Origin of the sequence: Desulfovibrio sp. 6_1_46AFAA, assembly GCF_000224635.1 — a bacterium.
GTDB classification, from domain to species: Bacteria; Desulfobacterota; Desulfovibrionia; order Desulfovibrionales; family Desulfovibrionaceae; genus Desulfovibrio; species Desulfovibrio fairfieldensis.
On record NZ_JH114301.1, the window covers coordinates 499,675 to 516,843 of the forward strand.

Annotated in this window: 16 protein-coding genes; 2 read left to right on the forward strand and 14 right to left on the reverse strand. The window is 62.7% G+C overall.

Translation table 11 applies throughout. The features are described 5' to 3' along the window. Positions 1 to 46: 46 nt before the first annotated feature. The gene (locus HMPREF1022_RS05600) at positions 47 to 1,069 is read right to left on the reverse strand and encodes a glycosyltransferase (protein WP_009302264.1); all 1,023 of its coding nucleotides are present in this window, start codon (positions 1,067 to 1,069) and stop codon (positions 47 to 49) included. Between the two features lie 166 nt (positions 1,070 to 1,235). On the opposite strand from HMPREF1022_RS05600, the gene HMPREF1022_RS05605 reads away from it, so the two are divergent. Both HMPREF1022_RS05605 and HMPREF1022_RS05610 read left to right on the forward strand, forming a co-directional pair. Continuing rightward, positions 1,236 to 2,321: a glycosyltransferase family protein gene (locus tag HMPREF1022_RS05605; protein WP_008685038.1), complete on the forward strand. Its 1,086-nt coding sequence runs from the start codon at positions 1,236 to 1,238 to the stop codon at positions 2,319 to 2,321. A 110-nt stretch (positions 2,322 to 2,431) separates the two neighbouring features. Continuing rightward, positions 2,432 to 2,851 (forward strand): pyridoxamine 5'-phosphate oxidase family protein, encoded by a 420-nt coding sequence (locus HMPREF1022_RS05610; RefSeq protein WP_009302265.1) that lies wholly within the window; start codon positions 2,432 to 2,434, stop codon positions 2,849 to 2,851. Positions 2,852 to 2,867: 16 nt separating this feature from the next. Here the strand turns inward: HMPREF1022_RS05610 and HMPREF1022_RS05615 are convergent, their stop codons facing one another. From HMPREF1022_RS05615 to HMPREF1022_RS05675, 13 genes are all read right to left on the reverse strand, one after another. Next, positions 2,868 to 3,572, reverse strand: coding sequence for an ABC transporter ATP-binding protein (locus tag HMPREF1022_RS05615; protein ID WP_008685036.1), 705 nt, complete (start codon positions 3,570 to 3,572; stop codon positions 2,868 to 2,870). Then, complete coding sequence (locus HMPREF1022_RS05620; protein WP_009302266.1) at positions 3,565 to 4,350, reverse strand: ABC transporter ATP-binding protein; 786 nt, start codon at positions 4,348 to 4,350, stop codon at positions 3,565 to 3,567. Before HMPREF1022_RS05620 ends, HMPREF1022_RS05615 begins: the two co-directional genes overlap by 8 nt. Continuing rightward, positions 4,347 to 5,567, reverse strand: a complete 1,221-nt coding sequence (gene livM, locus HMPREF1022_RS05625; protein ID WP_008685034.1) for a high-affinity branched-chain amino acid ABC transporter permease LivM — start codon at positions 5,565 to 5,567, stop codon at positions 4,347 to 4,349. Before livM ends, HMPREF1022_RS05620 begins: the two co-directional genes overlap by 4 nt. A 2-nt stretch (positions 5,568 to 5,569) precedes the next feature. Beyond that, entirely contained in the window at positions 5,570 to 6,478 is a 909-nt protein-coding gene (locus tag HMPREF1022_RS05630) for a branched-chain amino acid ABC transporter permease (protein WP_009302267.1), read from the reverse strand. Positions 6,479 to 6,666: 188 nt separating this feature from the next. Beyond that, entirely contained in the window at positions 6,667 to 7,797 is a 1,131-nt protein-coding gene (locus HMPREF1022_RS05635; protein WP_009302268.1) for a branched-chain amino acid ABC transporter substrate-binding protein, read from the reverse strand. Between the two features lie 413 nt (positions 7,798 to 8,210). Beyond that, positions 8,211 to 9,569 carry a ribosome biogenesis GTPase Der gene (gene der, locus HMPREF1022_RS05640; RefSeq protein WP_009302270.1) on the reverse strand — a complete coding sequence of 453 codons (1,359 nt, stop codon included), beginning with the start codon at positions 9,567 to 9,569 and terminating at the stop codon, positions 8,211 to 8,213. A gap of 44 nt (positions 9,570 to 9,613) precedes the next feature. After that, positions 9,614 to 10,528 (reverse strand): phosphatidate cytidylyltransferase, encoded by a 915-nt coding sequence (locus HMPREF1022_RS05645; protein WP_009302272.1) that lies wholly within the window; start codon positions 10,526 to 10,528, stop codon positions 9,614 to 9,616. Positions 10,529 to 10,535: 7 nt separating this feature from the next. Beyond that, positions 10,536 to 11,192: a lysophospholipid acyltransferase family protein gene (locus HMPREF1022_RS05650; RefSeq protein WP_009302274.1), complete on the reverse strand. Its 657-nt coding sequence runs from the start codon at positions 11,190 to 11,192 to the stop codon at positions 10,536 to 10,538. 455 nt (positions 11,193 to 11,647) lie between these two features. After that, positions 11,648 to 12,262, reverse strand: coding sequence for a CDP-alcohol phosphatidyltransferase family protein (locus tag HMPREF1022_RS05655; protein ID WP_009302275.1), 615 nt, complete (start codon positions 12,260 to 12,262; stop codon positions 11,648 to 11,650). Further along, positions 12,241 to 13,254, reverse strand: coding sequence for an RluA family pseudouridine synthase (locus tag HMPREF1022_RS05660; RefSeq protein ID WP_009302277.1), 1,014 nt, complete (start codon positions 13,252 to 13,254; stop codon positions 12,241 to 12,243). Before HMPREF1022_RS05660 ends, HMPREF1022_RS05655 begins: the two co-directional genes overlap by 22 nt. A gap of 237 nt (positions 13,255 to 13,491) precedes the next feature. Further along, positions 13,492 to 15,189, reverse strand: coding sequence for a sensor domain-containing diguanylate cyclase (locus HMPREF1022_RS05665; protein ID WP_009302280.1), 1,698 nt, complete (start codon positions 15,187 to 15,189; stop codon positions 13,492 to 13,494). 365 nt (positions 15,190 to 15,554) lie between these two features. After that, a complete protein-coding gene (locus HMPREF1022_RS05670; protein WP_008685016.1) occupies positions 15,555 to 16,310 on the reverse strand; it encodes an energy-coupling factor ABC transporter ATP-binding protein in 756 nt (251 codons plus the stop codon). Further along, entirely contained in the window at positions 16,303 to 17,064 is a 762-nt protein-coding gene (locus HMPREF1022_RS05675; protein WP_008685014.1) for an energy-coupling factor transporter transmembrane component T family protein, read from the reverse strand. Before HMPREF1022_RS05675 ends, HMPREF1022_RS05670 begins: the two co-directional genes overlap by 8 nt. Positions 17,065 to 17,169: the final 105 nt, after the last annotated feature.

Here is a 17,169-nt window from a genome sequence, read left to right on the forward strand (position 1 = left end):
AGGGCAAGTGGCGGAACCGCCTCTCGGGACAGTCGCGGTCCTGTGTTCAAGGCGCGCCGCCGGACCGACCATCCTGGCCGTGCCGCGCCAGACCGGCTTTGAGGGCCTGCGCCGTGGCCGGATCCGGCCGGAAGGACATGAGATGTTCCTTGAAGCTGCGGTTTACGGCGGCCAGATGCGGAGCCAGATCCCGCCGGAATTCCCGGTATTCCCTGCGTTCGGCCACACTGACCCGGCAGCCGTCGGCAATATCGAGAATTTCATAGCGGCGCATGGGTCTCAACGAGCGCACACCCGAGGCATAGAGGATTTTGTTCAGAAAGAGTTTGCCCGGCAGCAGATTGTCCGTGACCACCAACTCCCGATGCAGCCGCCGCTTGTCGATACCCCTGGCGGCGTAGGTGGCCTGCGCGTCCTCTTCGGGCAGATTTTCGAAATAATCCGGACCGTGGTAGTAATACTGCGGAAAGCCCGCGCAGCTCATGCGCAGGCCGTAATCGCCGTCTTCGCCGCCGTAAAGGCCGTATTCCTCGTTCCAGAAACCCAGTTCGTCCGAAACCGCTTTGGGGATCAGCACGGCCTGGCCCGGCAGATTGCCGGGGCACACGCCCAGCATGCCTTCCGGCGTGGCTGTCGCGCCGGGATGGCGGCGCAGCATGTCCAGATTGAAGGCTCCGCCCAGATTGGATTGCGGCCTGCCGTGCCGCCAGAGTGCCAGCAGGCCGGGCAGCCAGCGCGTCCGGCGCATGGCCGTGTCATTGTCCAGCTTCATATAGATGGGCGCGGGCACCAGTTCCCAGCCCACATTGGCGGCGCAGGCCACGCCCATGTTGCGGGGCAGGAGGAAAAGATGGTCGATGACGCCGCGCTCCCGGAACTCCAGAAGCATGCCGACCAGATCTGGATCGCTGCCGTTGTCCACCACTGTGATGTCAAAGGGCACTTCCTGCGAGGTCCGGCGCAGGGCAAGGAGTGTCTCCCGCGTGGCGCCGGGGCGGTTGAATACCGGAATGGTCACGTTGCAGACCGGCGCGACGTCGGACGGATGGCTCTGGAAGTCCTGCTCCATTATTGCTCCTTTGCGAGCGCATGCTGTGCGCGCCGTTCAAGCCTGTTAGCGTAAATGGTAGAAAGAAGGCCCGCAGGCGTCAAGGGCGCATGCTCGCGTGAAGCGCATTGACTGGATTGTGGCGCGTTGGTAGGCTTGCGCGCGAAATCCGACAGAAAGGAGCACCATGGCGCGCGTACTTTACGGCATTCACGGCACCGGGCATGGGCACGCCATGCGGGGCCTGACCATTGCCCGTCGGCTTTCCGGCCATGAATTTCTCTTTGTGGCCGACGATGACGCCCCGAAAATCCTGGAGCCGGAATTTCCTGTCCGGCGCCTGCCCAATCTGGGCACGGTGTTCAAGAACTACAAGGTGGATCTGGGTGCCACCGTCACCCGTGCCGTGCCTCTGCTTTGGCACCGGCGACGTTATATCGACCGGGTGCTCCGGCTCATGGACGAGTTCAAGCCCGACGTCTGCATGACCGACCTGGAGTATTTCGTGCCGCGCGCCGCCGAAGAGGCGGGCCTGCCCTGTCTGACGCTGGACCATCAGCATATCATCACCTGCTGCCGCCACAATCTGCCGCCGGATATGTGGTGGGACAGTTTCGTGCAGGGCCTGACTCCGCGTTATCTGTTCCGGCCCACGGCGGAAAACCTGATCATTTCCTTTTACGCGCCGCCCGTGCTCCCGCGCTACAAGGCACGCGTGGCTCCGCCCATTCTGCGCGACAGCGTGCTGGCTCTCCATCCCCGCGACGAAGGGCATGTGCTGGTCTATCAGAGCAATTCCACCCACCGGAAGCTGGTGGACTTTCTGCGCGCGGCCACGGACAAAACCTGTTATGTTTACGGCTATGGCCGTACGGAAGGCCGCGAGGGCAATGTGGTTTTCATGCGCAAGAGCGAAGAGGGATTTTTGCGGCTGCTGGAGGGCTGCTCCTACGTGATCCAGGGCGGCGGGCACACCCTGATGAGCGAGGCGCTGCACCTGGGCAAACCCATCCTGACCCTGCCGCTCAAGGCCATGGTGGAACAGCGTTTCAACGCCCTCTATGTGGAACGCCTGAACTACGGCATGCGGGCGGACATGCTCAGCCTGGAGCCGGAATTGCTGCGGCGCTTCGAAGCCCGGCTGCCGGAGTTCAAGGCGGCCATCGCGGCGGGAAACTTCTGCGGCAACGAGCTGGTTTTCGGCCTGGTGGACCACTTCATCCGCCACGGCAATCTGCCGCTGCAGGGCGCTCCGGCCGTACTGGAGGGATAGAGCAATAACCTTGAGAGTGCCAATTCTTAACTTGATCTGCTTCCGGCCTTCCACCGCTGAACGGAGTTGTAACGCCTTGTCCGATGTTTAACCCTGTCTGGGAGGCGAACGTGAAAAATCCCGAGCAGACCTTGGGCAAATTTATCGACAGGCAAAGTACCGCCTTCATCGGCTCCCTGGATGCCGACGGCTTTCCCAATATCAAGGCCATGCTGGCCCCTCGCCAACGGGAAGGCCTGCGGGTTTTCTACTTCACCACCAATGCCTCGTCCCTGCGCGTGCGGCAATACCGCCATAATCCGCAGGCTTGCGTCTATTTCTGCGACCGGCGTTTTTTCCGGGGCGTGATGTTCCGTGGCGGGATGGAGGTGCTGGAGGATATGGAGAGCAAATCCGCGATCTGGCGTGAGGGCGACACGCTTTATTATCCCCTGGGCCTGCTTGATCCGGATTATTGCGTATTGCGTTTCACCGCCGAGTCCGGACGCTTCTACAGCAAGTTCAGATCAGAGGATTTTGCATTGGCCTGAGTGTCGCCCGGCGGGATTATACGCCGAGATAGGCGCTGCGCACTTCATCGCTTTGCAGAAGATTGGCGGCCGTGTCTTCCATGACGACGCGGCCGTTTTCCATCACATAGCCGCGGTGGGCGACGCGCAGGGCCTGATTGGCGTTCTGTTCCACCAGAAAGACCGTGGTGCCGTCCGCATTGACTTTGCGGATGATGGCAAAAATCTGTTGGATGATGATGGGCGCGAGACCCAGGGAGGGCTCGTCCAGCAGGAGCAGCTTGGGCCGGCCCATGAGCGCGCGGCTGATAGCCAGCATCTGCTGCTCGCCGCCGGACAGGGTGCCCCCGGCCTGGCGACGGCGTTCGGCCAGAATGGGGAAGAGGCTGAACACGTAGTCCATGTCCTCTTTGACGCCTTGGCTGTCCCGGCGCAGAAACGCGCCGAGATCCAGATTTTCGCGCACGCTGAGGTCCGGGAAGATCAGGCGGCCTTCCGGTACTTGGGAAATGCCCATGGAGACGATTTCATGCGGCGGCAGCTCGTGGATGGGCATGCCGTTCCAGAGAATTTCACCCTGGCGCGGCCTGTTGATGCCGCAGACGGTCATCAGGGTCGTGGATTTGCCCGCGCCGTTGGCACCGATCAGGGTGACGATCTCGCCGTCGTTCACGCGCAGGGAAACGTCGCGCAGGGCCTGAATGTTGCCGTAATAGGTGTCCACATTGCGGAGTTCAAGCATCGCTTTCTCCCAAATAGGCCTTGATCACGCGCGGGTTGGCGCGCACTTCCCCGGGCTTGCCCGAGGCGATGCAGGAACCGTATTCCATGACGTAGATGCGGTCTGAAAGAGACATGACCATACTCATGTCGTGCTCGATGAGCAAAATGGAAAGGTTGCGGGCGTCACGGATGCCGCGCACCAGAATTTCCAGTTCGTGGGTTTCCTGGGGGTTCATGCCCGCGGCCGGTTCGTCCAGCAGCAGCATGCGCGGTTCGGTCGCCAGGGCGCGGGCGATCTCCAGGCGGCGTTGCGCGCCGTAGGCCAGGTTGCGGGCCCGCTCATTCCAGAGATCCTGCAAATGCAGGCTTTCCAGCAAGGCATAGCTGATGTCGACGCTTTCCTGTTCCTCGCGGCGGGTTCGCCCGTTGCGCGACAGCGCGCCCCAGATGCCCGCGCGGGTGCGGCAGTGGCGGCCCACCATGACGTTTTCCAGCACGGTCATGTCGCTGAACAGGCGGATGTTCTGAAATGTGCGGGCCATGCCCATGGCCGTGATCTTATGCGGTTTCTTGCCGTTGAGCAGATGTTTTTCGCCGTCGGCGTCATAGAGATACATCTTGCCTTCGGTAGGCGTGTAGATGCCGGTGACACAGTTGAAAAACGTGGTCTTGCCCGCGCCGTTGGGGCCGATCAGGGCCACGATCTCATTGGCGTCCACATGCAGGTCCAGATCGCTCAGGGCGCGCAGCCCGCCGAAATCCTGGGAAAGACCCGAAACTTCCAGAACCGGCGTCATGACCGGCCTCCGTTGTGGGCCCCGTGCAGGGCGCTGATTCTGTAGCGGCGGCGCTCGCCGCTGATCAGGCCCTGGGGCCGGAAAATCATCATGATCACCATGATCGCGCCGAAAATCAGCATGCGGTATTCGGAAAAAGCGCGCAGATATTCCGGGGCCAGAATCAGGATCATGGCCGCGATGGCCACGCCCGCGATGGAGCCCATGCCGCCCAGCACCACCATGGAGAGAATCATGGCCGACTCCATGAAGGTGAAGCTGGAGGGATTGATGTAGGTGGTCTTGGCCGCGAAGATCACGCCCGCGAACCCGGCCCAGCAGGAGCCCAGGGCAAAGGCCGAGAGCTTGACCCGGGTGATGTCGATGCCCATGGCCTCACCGGCGATCTCATCCTCGCGCAGGGCCTGCAGGGCCAGTCCCACCCGCGAATTTTTAAGTCGCGAGATCACGATGATGGTGATGACCACCGCCGCCAGCACCAAGTAATAAACATAGGTGGTGGAAGTGTTGATGTCCATCTCCATGCCGAAGAAGCCGGGCCGGGGAATCTCGCTGATGCCGCGCGGCCCGCCGGTAAGACTGGTCCAGTTCTGGAGGCCCAGGCGTACTATTTCGCCGAAGCCCAGAGTGACGATTGCCAGGTAGTCGCCGCGCAGGCGCAGCACGGGAAAGCCCAGGGCCAGGCCGAAAAGCACGGCCATTACGCCGCCCACGGGCAGACAGGCCCAGAAGCCCCAGCCGAAGAACTGGTAGAGCAGGCCATAGGCATATGCGCCCACGGCGTAAAAGGCCACATAGCCCAGTACCAGCTGGCCCGCCAAGCCCACCACGATATTCAGGCCCAAGGCCAGCATGACGTAGAGCAGGGCCGAGATCATGATATTGGTCTGATAAAAGGAGCTGACCAGCGGCATGACCAGCATGAACAGGGCCAGGACAACCAGCCCGCCCGCCTTGAGCCGGGGCCGTCCGGCCAGGAGATGCAGGCCCGCGCCGAGGCCTTCGGGCAGAGCCACCAGGGGCAGCCCCTTGGCCTTGCGCGAGAAACACCAGTCCCAGATGACGGCCAGGACGAAAACGCCAGCGCCCAACCAGAGAATGCGGTCGAAACGCCAGGTCACGCTGTTCTCCAGCGTGTTGAGCTTGATGCCCATGACCGGCAGGGTCAGCGCCATGAACCAGATTGCCGTGAGCACGGCCTTGAATACGCGCCGCATGGCTACACCTTCTGTACCTTGGCTTTGCCCAGAATGCCGTCGGGGCGGAAAATCAGAATCAGGATCAGAATGCCGAAGGCCAGAATATCCTCGTAGTTGCCGGAGAAATAGCCGGTGGTGAAGCTCTCGGCCAAGCCCAGCACAAGGCCGCCCACCATGGCCCCGGGGATGGAGCCGATGCCGCCGAGCACCGCCGCGGTAAAGGCCTTGAGCCCGGCGAGGAAGCCGATGCCGAAGTTGACTTGGCCCATGTGCGAGGCGATCAGCACGCCGCCCAGCGCGGCCAGTCCCGAACCGATGATGAAGGTCAGGGAAATGATCCAGTCGGCGTTGATGCCCAGCAGCAGGGCCATCTTGCGATTCTGGGCCGTGGCCCGCATGGCTTTGCCCATGCGCGTGAAGCGGATGAAGAGCGAGAGGGCCACCATGGCCAGGGTGCTGACCAGCAGAATCAGAAAGTCGCTGGGGCCCATGACGTAGTTGACATATTCCAGAAATTCCATTTCCGGCAACAGGCGGGGAAAGGGCACAAAGTCGGAGGTCTGGGCCAGCAGCACGTAGTTCTGCAGAAAAATGGACATGCCGATGGCTGAAATCAGCGGGGAAAGGCGCGGCGCGCCGCGCAGGGGCTTGTAGGCCACTTTTTCCAGGGTGAAGCCGTAGGCCGCGCACCAGATCACGGCGGCCAGCGCGGCTATGATCAGGATGCCCGCGGCCGGGAAGCCGTAGACGCCCAGAACACCGGCCACCAGCAGGGCCGTAAACGCGCCGAGCATATAGATTTCACCGTGGGCGAAGTTGATGAGCTCGATGATGCCGTATACCAGAGTATAGCCCAGAGCAATCAGCGCGTAGATGCTGCCCCTGGTCAGCCCGCCGAAAAAGAGCTCTATGAAAAATTGGATGTCCATGCTTTCCCGCGCGCGGGCATGGGCCCGCCAGATTACCGGCCTGCCGGCTGCCTGGTGAATGCTGATGCGCGCGCAGGCATCATCCCCGCGCGCAAGCGCCGCACGCGGCGGGCGCAAGAGCAGACCTGAGACTGCCGCGCCGCCGCGGGGCGGAAAAGGGGGCGCGGCGTCCCGCGCCCCCGCCAGTGCTACTGAAGCGTGAGGCTGTGGTCCAGCTCCACGAACTTGCCGTTTTTGACTTGATAGATGGAGAGCGCCATGCCGGCGGCGTCGCCCTTTTCATTGAAGCTGATCTTGCCCAGCGGGGTGTCCACCGGGTTGGTGCGCAAGACTTCCTTGATTTTGGCCGTATCCGTGCCGCCCGCCTTTTCAATGGCGGCCAGCAGGCACTGGGCGGCGGCATAGGCGTTATAGTAACCGAAGCCGGGCTCGCTGCCGTAAGCCTTGACGTGGGCCTCACGCGCCTTCTTGTATTCGGGCAGGGTGCTGGTGTCTTTGGGATAGGAGGCATATACGCCTTCGCTGTCCTTGCCGGTCATTTTAAGGAAGGTCTCGTCCTTCACGCCGTCGGGGCCGATGAACGGGGTCGTCAGGCGGTCGCGGCGCATCTGCTGGATCAGCTTGGAAGCCACGGGCTGGTAGCCGCCGAAAACCACGATGTCGGGCTTGGCGCGGCGCAGTTTGCGCACCACGGCGGAGAAGTCCACGGCGTCAGGGGTAACGGCTTCAAAAAGCACGGTTTCCGCGCCGCCCTTTTCCATGAACACGCGGTTGTTGTCGGCAAAACCCTTGCCGTAGTCGCCGTTGTCATGCAGATAGGCGACTTTTTTGGCCTTCAACTTGTTGAGCATGAAGTCGCTGGTCAGCCGGGCCTGGGCGTTGTCGTTGGCCACGGTGCGGAAGAAGAGCGGATGTTTGCCGTCTTCGGTCAGGCCGGGCGTGGTGGCCGTGGGGGACACGGCGATAAGATTGGCGTCCTGGAACAGGGGCAGGGCGGCCTTGGTGGGGCCGGAACAGATGGGGCCGATGACCACGGCGACTTTGTCGGAAATCAGCTTGGTGGCCGCGTTGGTCGCCATTTCAGGCTTGCACTGGTCGTCCTGGGAGACCACTTCCACCTTCCCGCCGAGCACGCCGCCCGCGGCGTTGGCGTCGTCAATGACGAGCTTGGCGGCGTTCAGGCTGGGCACGCCGTAGGAGGCCAGATCGCCGGAATGGGCGCCCTGGACGCCGATTTTAATGGGATCCGCAGCCAGCGCGGGCGCGGTCATCGCCACGCAGAAAGCCATTGCCGCAAGCAAGGTCATGCCTCTTTTCATCTGCCCCTCCTCCGGAAAAAATGTGCGTGCGGAGCGCGCTCCGCATAAGAGCGTTGACAAAGTCAACGCGACCAAAAATCAGAAGCGGGTCACGGCGTTGCCGTGCGTCAGCTGCCCGAAGGGTACCCGGCAGCACCGGGCATTCTCCTTTAGCCGCAACGCGGCTTAAGGAAACAGGCAGCAACGCAGCGACTGATTTTTGTGCCTTTCCGCCCGGCAAGTTTTCCTGAAAACGAGCCGATGGCGGCGCAAACACCGCGTAAGCGGAGTTTGTCATCAGTCTGCATATAGATAAGGCCTTTCTATTGCATTATTGCGCGGATTCTGTCAATGCGCTTCGCGCCCGCAAGCGGCTGTTTTCGCCGCTTTGCGGAAAATGCCCGGCCTCGGGGCATTCCGCGAAAGCGTGACGCTCAACTTTTTTTCTTGTGGCTGGAGCGCAGATGGATGCGCATGGGCGCGTGGCTGATGCCGAAGAGTTTGCGCAAAGCGCGTTCCAGGTAACGGGTATAGCTTTCGGGCACACGCTCGGCGTCGCTGACGAAAAAGACGAAGGTCGGCGGCGCGGTTTCGGCCTGGGTAAGGTAGAAGAACTTGGCACGTACCCGTTTGACCACCGGCGGCTGATGGCGGGTGAGCACCTCTTCCATGGCCCGGTTGAGCCGGCCCGTGGGGATGCGCACCTGGCATTCCTCATGAATCTTCCGGGCCAGGGGCAGGATCTTTTTGAGGCCCGTGCCGGTCCGGGCCGAAACCGCCAGGATGGGCACATGCCCGCAAAAGGCCAGTGTTTCGGTTATGTTTTTTTTGAGGGCGGCCAGAGCGGCGGGCGGTATCAGGTCACATTTGTTGATCAGAACCATGAAGGGAGTCTTGCGTGTGTCCAGCATGTCCATGAGCCGTTTGTCCTGCTGGCTGACGCCTTCGGTGGCGTCCAGGGTGAGCAGGGTCACGTCGGCCTTGGTGCTGGATTTGATGGCCGCGTTGACCGAATATTTTTCCACGCTGTCCGTGATTCTGGTGCGGCGGCGTACTCCGGCGGTGTCCACAAAGACGTAATCCTGCCCGTCGCGCCTGAAGCGCACGTCCACGCTGTCGCGTGTGGTGCCGGCCACGTCGGAGACGATCATCCGTTCTTCCCCGGCCAGAGCGTTGATCAGGGAGGACTTGCCCGCGTTGGGCCGTCCCAGCATGGCCAGGCGCAGGGCCGGGGGCGCCGGGGGTTCGACAGCGCCTTCGGGCAGCAGGGCGGCCAGATCCTCGCACAGGGCGTTGATGTTGTAACCGTGCTCGGCGGAGACGGGCAGCAGGGGAAAGCCCAGGCTGTGGAACTCGGCCATCTGCAGGTCCTCGCGCTCCTCGCCGTCCACCTTGTTGACCACGCAGAGCGTGGGCAGGCCCATGCGCCGGATATGCGCGGCCAGATGTTCGTCCAGGGGCAGAAGGCCGTCGCGCCCGTCCACCACGAAAGCCACGGCGGCGGCCCCGGCCAGGGCGGCCTCGGCCTGGGCCAGGATGTCCCGCTCAAAGCCGCGGATGCCTTCGGGGCCTTCGGTCACGGCGGCGTGCGCGTCCAGGGTGATGCCGCCGGTATCCACAATGCCGAAGGAGGGCAGGTCCTTGCGGCGCACCACGCCTTCCATGCGGTCGCGCGTGACGCCGGGCCTGTCATGGGTGATGGCCCGGTTGCTGCGGATCAGACGGTTGAACAGGGTGGATTTGCCCACATTGGGGCGACCCACCAGAACGATATAGGGCAGGGTTTCAGACATGGGTTAACCTTATATGATTTGGTGAACAGGCTGAGGGCAAAAGCTCAGGTCCACCAGTATCGGATGACGTGAAAGAAAATCGGTGCAGCAAAACACAGAGAGTCCACGCGGTCAAGCATGCCTCCGTGTCCCTGGATGAAGGTGCCCCAATCCTTGACCTGGCGGTCGCGTTTGATGGCCGAGAGGACAAAGCCGCCGCAGAAGCCCGCGACGGATATCAGCAGGGCGATGATCAGGCCCTGCCAGAGGTTGAATGGCCCCAGAAAAGAAAGCGCCCCGCCCAGAAGGGTGGCGAGCGTTATGCCGCCCACGAGGCCTTCCACGGTTTTGGAAGGGGAAATGGCAGGTGCGAGCTTGTGGCGGCCCAGGGCTTTGCCGCAGATGTATTGAAATACGTCGCTGGCCTGCACTACGGCTATCAGAAAGACCACCAGGCCCATGCCCATACCGTCGGGCAGAGGCAGTAGAAGCAGGGCCGGGATGTGGGAGATGCAGTAAACGCAGAGCATGATGCCCCACTGCACACGCGCCACCCGGTCCAGAAAATGGGAGCAGTCACCGCTGAAGGCCGTGAAGCAGGGCAGGAGCAGAAAGGCGTATACCGGGATCAGGATGGAGTACAGGCCGTACCAGCCGTAGAGGATCAGGCCGTACTGGAGTGGCAGAAAGACGAAAAAACTCCAGATGAGCGCCCGATGGTCGCTGGGGCGGGACGGAGCTAGAGTGGCGAACTCGCGCAGGGCATTGAAGGAGACGAAGATGAACAGAGTCGTCACCGCCCACGCGCCCAGCCAGACCGCGAAGCCGAAAACCGCGATCATCGCCCACCATGCCCGGTTGCGGGCCTGGAGATTCGCTATCCATTCCGGCACATCGGGGCCGTGCCGCCGCGCGAGCCAATAGCCGATCAGGGTGCTTGCGGTCAGAAAAAGCAGAGTTCCCAGCAGCAGGGTCAACATGGCGGCCTCATGAGGTGGAGAGTTCCGCCCGGGAGGGGGCCAGATCAAGCAGGGCAGCGGCGGCCCGGCGCAGAAAAAGTTTGTGGTGCTCACCTGTTGTGCAGGGCGGCAGCGCTTCGCCCATGATCAGACTGCACAGCAGCGGCAGGGGCAGCCATTGTCCCTTGGGCAGCACGCGGTTCAGATTGTCCAGCCAGACGGGCACTAGATCCACGTCGGGGTGGGCCTGTGCCAGGCGGTGCAGGCCGTTTTTGAAGGGCAGCAGGCGGGCCTCGCCTTTGTTGCGCGTACCTTCAGGGAAAAAAATCAGGCTGTCGCCCTGTTCCAGGGCCGCATGCAGCGGGGCTAGGCTGCGCTGCGCGTCTTCCCGGGAGAAGTGTTCCGCAGGGCGCGGAACCAGGACGGCGTTGAATATCTCAAGGGCGAAAAAACGCCGCATCCGGCTTTTATTCCAGTAGTCCGCAGCGGCCACGGGACGCGTGCGCATGCGCGCGGCCCGCGGCAGACAGGCCCAGATCAGCAGGGCGTCCAGGTGGCTTGTATGATTTGCGTAGTAAATGCTTTGCCGCCGTGAAGCGCGTGCGTGGGGCCAGAGGCAGCGGACGCCCGTCAAACCGCGCAAAAAGCAGGCCAGCAAGGCCATTTTTTGTTCCTGCCATGCCATCACGGTATTTCCTCGCAGTGACGAAGGCCTTTTGGATCCGCTTGTTTCAGCACCGCTATAGAACTTTTATTTTAGTCTATTTCCGCGACAGCCGCAATGCGGATTGCGCCGCTGTCAACTGTTCCGGATGTCGTGCCACTTGGGGCCGCGCGCGGCGCACACGTGTCAGCGCGGCGTCCAGATCGGGGCTTTTTCCCCGCCAGGCAGGGCGTCCACATGAGCGCGGACCGGGTACGCCCGAGGCCGCGCTGATCCCAGGCGAAGATGCGCTAGTCAGGCAGATCCGGTTCGTCAGCCGGAGGAACCGCGCGCCCTCAATGCTCGTGCCTGCGGTACATCCGCACCACCGCGCCTGTTGCGGGTTCAGTGGCGGTGGAAGAACTGAAAGCCGTCGTGCGAGATGAAAAATGTTCTTCCTGCGGGCGCATGTCTATCCCCGGCGCTTTGCGTGATGATCAGTTCGGGGTGGCGCTCCGGGCTTCGGCAATACCATGCCGGACGCGATTGACACAGGTCAGGCAGAGCAGAAGCGAAAGGATGGGAAACACCCATGGAAAAACGGCAGGCAGCGGCAGGCAGGCCACCAGAAGGCCCAGCAGGCCCACAACAGCGGCCCGGTCGCTTTTGCCGAGAGGGCCGTCGTAGCGGCGGGACGCGCCCGCCAGCGGTCCGATGATGCCGGCTGTTTCTGTGAATGCGGCCAAAAAAATGAACAGCAGCACCCAGCCCGCGCCGAAATCCGGCAGGCGGACAAAGGGCAGGTACAGGGCCGCGTCGGAAAGGATATCAGCCAGTTCGTTGAGATAGCAGCCCAGGATGCTTTTCTGGCCGTACTCGCGGGCCAGGATGCCGTCCACGGCGTTGAGCGCCATACGGACGGGCAACCAGAGCGGCAAAAGGATGAAAAGCACCGGGACGGGCCAGACAAAGAGCACGCCGCCCAACAATAGGGAAAGCGCCAGAGCGAGGCAGGTCACCTGATTGGCGGTAACTCCCTTGCGCGCCAGACGCGCCGTCAGAGGGCGCAGCAGGTTCTGAAAGGCTGGTTTCAGTCCGTAGATGCTGGGCATGTCTCTTCCTCCCCCACCCGCGCCGGAAATGCGGTGCCGTCCATCATGACTTCCGGCAGGACGCCCACGGCATGCTCTGCGTCCCAGTCCGGCAGGCAGGCGAAAATCCGCCCTCCGGGCAGGATCACGCGCAGGGCGTGCAGGTACATGGGCCCCCCCCCAACGCGCTGTTCCGGTGGGCCGTATTTGACGTCGCCCAGCACGGGATGCCCCAGGCTCGCCAGCTGCACTCTGATCTGATGCGTCCTGCCCGTGAACAGGCGGATCAGCAGCAGGCTTTCGTGCTCGCATACGCGCAGGGGCCGGGCCAGGCACAGGGCTTCCTGGGCGCGTTCCTCCCCGGCGGCGGTGAGCACGGCCCGCATCTTTTCAAAGCCGCGTTCCAGGCCCTTGCGCAACTGGTGACGCAGCAGGCGGGCTTCGGGCCAGGGCCAGCGCCCGCGGACCCAGACCACGTATTCCTTGATCAGGCTCCGTTGGCGGATGGCCTCCTGGAGCTCGCGCAAAGCCGAAAACGTGGCGGCCACCAGCAGAATGCCGGAGGTGTCCTTGTCCAGCCGATGGGCGGGCGTGGGTTTGAAGGCGGCCTGGGCGTAGTGGTCGGCCAGGCGGGTAGCCAGACTGTCACTGTGCCCGGTGCCCGGATGCGTGGGGAGACCGGCGGGCTTGAACAGTGCCCAGACCGGGCCTTCCGCGCCCACCACGGGCGGCAGGGGCGCGGACGCTTCCAGAGCCGGGGGGCGCGCCGGAGGCTCGGGGACCGCGTCCGTCGTCCTGACCGGCGCGGCTCCGCTCTGGGCCGCCATTTTCAGGGCAAAGGGCGGCAGGCGGACCACATCGCCGGTCTTTACGCGCACAAAGGGTTTGCAGCGGCCGCCGTTGAGGCGCACTTGGCCGGTGCGGATCCAGCGGTGCAACAGGGTCGGCGGCAGATTGAGCCGCCGTTGCAGGAACTGAAGTATTTTCTGCCCGCTTTCCGCTTGGCCCACCATGGGGCTGTCCTGACTGTCAGGAGCGGGGTCGGGATCTGAGGGGGTATCGTCCGATGGCATGACCGGATTGTGGCCCAAAGGCGCGCCCGCCGTCAAGAGGGCCTGCGCACCGGGCCAGGCAATCGAATGGACGGGATGAGCTTTGTGCCCAAAGCAAAAGAGAAAAATACTCTTGCGTCAGCCTTTCTGTAATTTTGCGGTTATGTTACAAAATCCGCCTTTCCCGCGCGCGGCGCGTCAGATGTAGCGGCAGTCCTCAAGGCAGACTGTGACGTTTTTATTGCGCTCGATCCATTCCTTGATCTTTTCATGAGCCGCGCCGCGCTGGGCATGCTTCTGGCGCAGCATTTCCCTGTCCGCCTCCACCAGCGTCCGGGAAAGCGGCATGTCCTTGGTTTCCGCGCTGGCACAGCCGAAAGCCAGGAGCAGGGGCATGGCGTCGGGCGCGCTGTTGTGCTCCTCAAAGGTACGCTGAAGCTCAAGCAGAATTTTCAGGGCGGTTTCCTCGGGGCAACTGGGGAGCAGAATGGTGAATTCGTCGCCGCCCATGCGGGCGATGCAGTCCGTGGCCCGCAGGGAGCGGCGCAGCAGCAGGGCCGTGTCCGCCAGCAATGTGTCGCCGGTGGCGTGGCCCAGATAGTCGTTGATCAGCTTGAGACCGTTGACGTCGCAGGCGATAACGCTCACCGGGCGGATATGGTTCTGCTCGATGCGCTCCACTTCCATATTGAAAAAGGTGCGGCTGCGCAGGCCGGTGAGGGCGTCGTTTCTGACCATATCCTCCAGTTTGGCCCTGTCGCCCTGGGTGGTGGTGATGTCCGTATGCAGGCCCACAAGACGCGTGGCCCTGCCGTTGACGTCGCGATGGGTCACATAGCCGCGTCCCAGTATCCAGGCCCAGGTGCCGTCGGCGCGCATTATCCTGTAGGTGCATTCAAAAGAATCGCCGTAGCGCGGCGACTCCACCAGAGCCGCCTGCGGCGGCACGATTTTGTGGATGTCGTCCGGATGGATCTTTTTTTTCCAGGTTTCAAGATCACCGGCAAACTGTTCCGCCGTGTACCCCAGCATGGAGAGATAGCGCGGGCTGTAATAGACTTCATCGGTGGCGGCGTCCCAATCCCAGAGGCCGTCGCCCGCGGCGTTGATGGCCAGGAGCAGGCGGCCCGCGTCCTGGGAGCTGTCCCGCGCGGGAGCGCTGGCGGCGTCGATGCGTTGCAGGCTGCCGGCCAGCTCTTTGGCGTGGCCGTCGGCATCGCGTTCCAGGACGGTGCCGTGCAGGGCGAAGCGGGCGTATTCGCCGTTTTCCAGGCGGACGCGCAGCACGTCCTCAATGCTGTCGCCCCACTGGGGCAGTTCCAGGGTGAGCTGATAGCGGCAGCTCGAGGCTGCCCCTTCTTCCGGGTGCAGACGTTGCCGCCATTGTTCCGGGCTGATGACCATCGGCCGGGGATCGGCATAGCCGAGCAGGGCGCAACAGCGGCTGTCCATGCGGATAGTCCGCTCCGTCAGGGAGCACTGCCAGTAACCCGTGTCCGGCGTGCCCGTGCCGGTAGTCACGGAGGGGCGGTAGGCCAGGGTCTCGGAGACGCTGTACTGGCCGACGCCGCGCACGGCGCGGCCTTCATTATTTCGCTCCACAATCAGCAGGCAGGCGCGCACAAGTAAGTCGTCAAAGGGGTAGACAAGTTCCAGCATGGGCCCGCTGGCCCCGCTCAGCACGCCTTCCAGCAACTCGTGCAGCGAAGGCAGGCAGTCCGGCGGGATGTGCGCCGCAAAAGCCGCCATGGTGGGTGGGGTATCTTTTTCAAGACGCAGCTTGCGGCGGGCGCCCTCGCTCAGAAAAAGCGCGTCCGTGGGAATATGCCATTCCCACAATGGGTCGGGCGAGCCGAGTTGTATCTGGCAGCCTGTGGGGCGGGGCAAATGGACCATGGCAGGAACCTCTTCCGGCTTTGGAGGGCAGGATAACGAAAGGGCCACTTTTTATCGTAAACTTCCGCGTCGGGCAAGCCTTCAGAGACGCTATTTCGCGGAACAGGACGATTGCCGCAGCAGCGGCGACTATAGGACTTATATCTCAATACTATGCGTAAAAGGCGTTTGAGTCCAGAAAATAATTACAGGGCAGCTGATAAGACGCCGGGCGCGGCAGGGGGCCGCTTGCGGGCATCGGCAGCAGCTATGCGGTGTTAGAACATTTCAAAGTTGAAATGCGAGGCGGCGGGGATTCAGCCGAAAACCGCGGTGCTCGGCTGAATGAATCTTTAAAACGCGAGGCGTTTCAAAGGGAATCCACTCTAATGTTCATGGGGTTCGTTGCCCAGCGGATGCGCGTGCATATGGGCGTGGGCGAAGGAAGGGGCGCAGGAGGTGAGGCGTCCGTCCAGAATGGTCAGATATTCCGTGGAGGTCTGGGCCAGAAAATCCCAGTCGTGGGAAATGGTGATCCGGGCTGTGGAAAGACCGCGCAAGATGTCAATGATCCGTTGGCGCGCGTCGTTGTCCAGACCGTTGGTAGGCTCGTCCAGCAGCAGGGCCTCGGGCCGCATGGCCAGCACCGTGGCCAGGGAGATCAGTTTTTTTTCGCCGCCGGACAAACGGTGGGTGAGACGCTGCTCAAAACCCGCGAGCCCCAGATTTTCCAGGGTTTCCAAAGCCCGTTGGCGCGCCTCGTCGGGCGTGAGTCCCAGGTTGAGCGGGCCGAAGGCCACGTCTTCCAGCACGGTGGGAAAAAAAAGCTGGTCCTCGGCGTGCTGGAGCACAAAACCCACTTTGCAGCGCAGCTCGCGGAAGTCTTTTTCTGCGCTCAGGATGTGTCCGTGAAAACGGATCACCCCTTGTTGCGGCCGGGCCAGTCCGGTGATGCAGCGGAAAAAAGTGGTCTTGCCGCTGCCGTTGGGGCCGTAGAGGCCGACTTTTTGCGTGGGGAAAAGGGAGAAATTCACATCGCGCAGCACCGTGCGGGCCTCGCCCTCACGGGCGTAGGCGAAGTGCATCTGCTCCAGGCTGAAGATGGCGGATTCGCAAGCGCCGGAAAGAGGGGTGTCAGACATGCGGGCCTCCTTCATACTCCGTCCAGACAATGCCCGCCAGGCAGAGCAGCAGACCCAGAGCGAACAGCGCGTCCACGGGGCGGGCGCGAAATACGGCCACGGACCGGAAACGACCCTCGAAGCCGCGCAACAGCATGGCCTCGCGCACGCGCAAGGAGCGCTCGTAGCTGCGTACCAGCAGGAGACCCAGCAGGGAGGCCAATGTGCGGTAGGTGTGCAGGTTGGTGCGCGGCGTAAAACCGCGCAGGCGCGCGGCCACGTTGAGCGTCTGCCATTCCGTGGCCAGCACGTGTACATAGCGGCCCGTGAACAGAAAGAGAAAAACCAGTTTCCGGGGGCAGCACAGCCGTTCCATGGCATGGCCCACAGTGGGCGAATCCATGTTGGCGACCAGGGCCAGAAAAACGCAGACAATGGCGTTGGATTTGATGCTCACCAGCAGGGAGAGACGCACGCCCTCGACGCTGACGGCAAAGATGCCCCATTGGGCCAGAACCGCGCCCGGGGTGGTCCAGGGCGTCACGCACCAGAGAAAGAGAATAAAGAGGTTTACTGTCGCCAGCCGTCGCAACAGGGGCAGCAACGGAGGACGAGCAACCGCCAACAGAACCGCCCCTAGGGCCAGACCCAGCCAGCAGGCCGTCAGATTCTGCAAAAGGGCCAGACATACGGCGGTCAGTGCGGCGAGCGCCAAGCGCACGCGCGGGTCAATGGCCTGGAGGGGCGACGGTCGGACAAAGGGCTGGTCGAACACGATGCATTCTTTTGTATGCGAATTCTCAATAAAAGTCGCGTGCCGCGATTGGTATCCGCCGCTTGCGGCTCCCCGTCGCATGTTTTCAGTGCGCACGGCAAAAGC

Coding starts and splice junctions, on each gene's coding strand:
- HMPREF1022_RS05600 (WP_009302264.1), bottom strand. CDS start 1,069: ATGGAGCAGGACTTCCAGAGCCATCCGTCCGACGTCGCGCCGGTCTGC.
- HMPREF1022_RS05605 (WP_008685038.1), top strand. CDS start 1,236: ATGGCGCGCGTACTTTACGGCATTCACGGCACCGGGCATGGGCACGCC.
- HMPREF1022_RS05615 (WP_008685036.1), bottom strand. CDS start 3,572: ATGCTTGAACTCCGCAATGTGGACACCTATTACGGCAACATTCAGGCC.
- HMPREF1022_RS05620 (WP_009302266.1), bottom strand. CDS start 4,350: ATGACGCCGGTTCTGGAAGTTTCGGGTCTTTCCCAGGATTTCGGCGGG.
- livM (WP_008685034.1), bottom strand. CDS start 5,567: ATGCGGCGCGTATTCAAGGCCGTGCTCACGGCAATCTGGTTCATGGCG.
- HMPREF1022_RS05630 (WP_009302267.1), bottom strand. CDS start 6,478: ATGGACATCCAATTTTTCATAGAGCTCTTTTTCGGCGGGCTGACCAGG.
- HMPREF1022_RS05635 (WP_009302268.1), bottom strand. CDS start 7,797: ATGAAAAGAGGCATGACCTTGCTTGCGGCAATGGCTTTCTGCGTGGCG.
- der (WP_009302270.1), bottom strand. CDS start 9,569: ATGTCTGAAACCCTGCCCTATATCGTTCTGGTGGGTCGCCCCAATGTG.
- HMPREF1022_RS05645 (WP_009302272.1), bottom strand. CDS start 10,528: ATGTTGACCCTGCTGCTGGGAACTCTGCTTTTTCTGACCGCAAGCACC.
- HMPREF1022_RS05650 (WP_009302274.1), bottom strand. CDS start 11,192: ATGGCATGGCAGGAACAAAAAATGGCCTTGCTGGCCTGCTTTTTGCGC.
- HMPREF1022_RS05655 (WP_009302275.1), bottom strand. CDS start 12,262: ATGCCCAGCATCTACGGACTGAAACCAGCCTTTCAGAACCTGCTGCGC.
- HMPREF1022_RS05660 (WP_009302277.1), bottom strand. CDS start 13,254: ATGGTGGGCCAAGCGGAAAGCGGGCAGAAAATACTTCAGTTCCTGCAA.
- HMPREF1022_RS05665 (WP_009302280.1), bottom strand. CDS start 15,189: ATGGTCCATTTGCCCCGCCCCACAGGCTGCCAGATACAACTCGGCTCG.
- HMPREF1022_RS05670 (WP_008685016.1), bottom strand. CDS start 16,310: ATGTCTGACACCCCTCTTTCCGGCGCTTGCGAATCCGCCATCTTCAGC.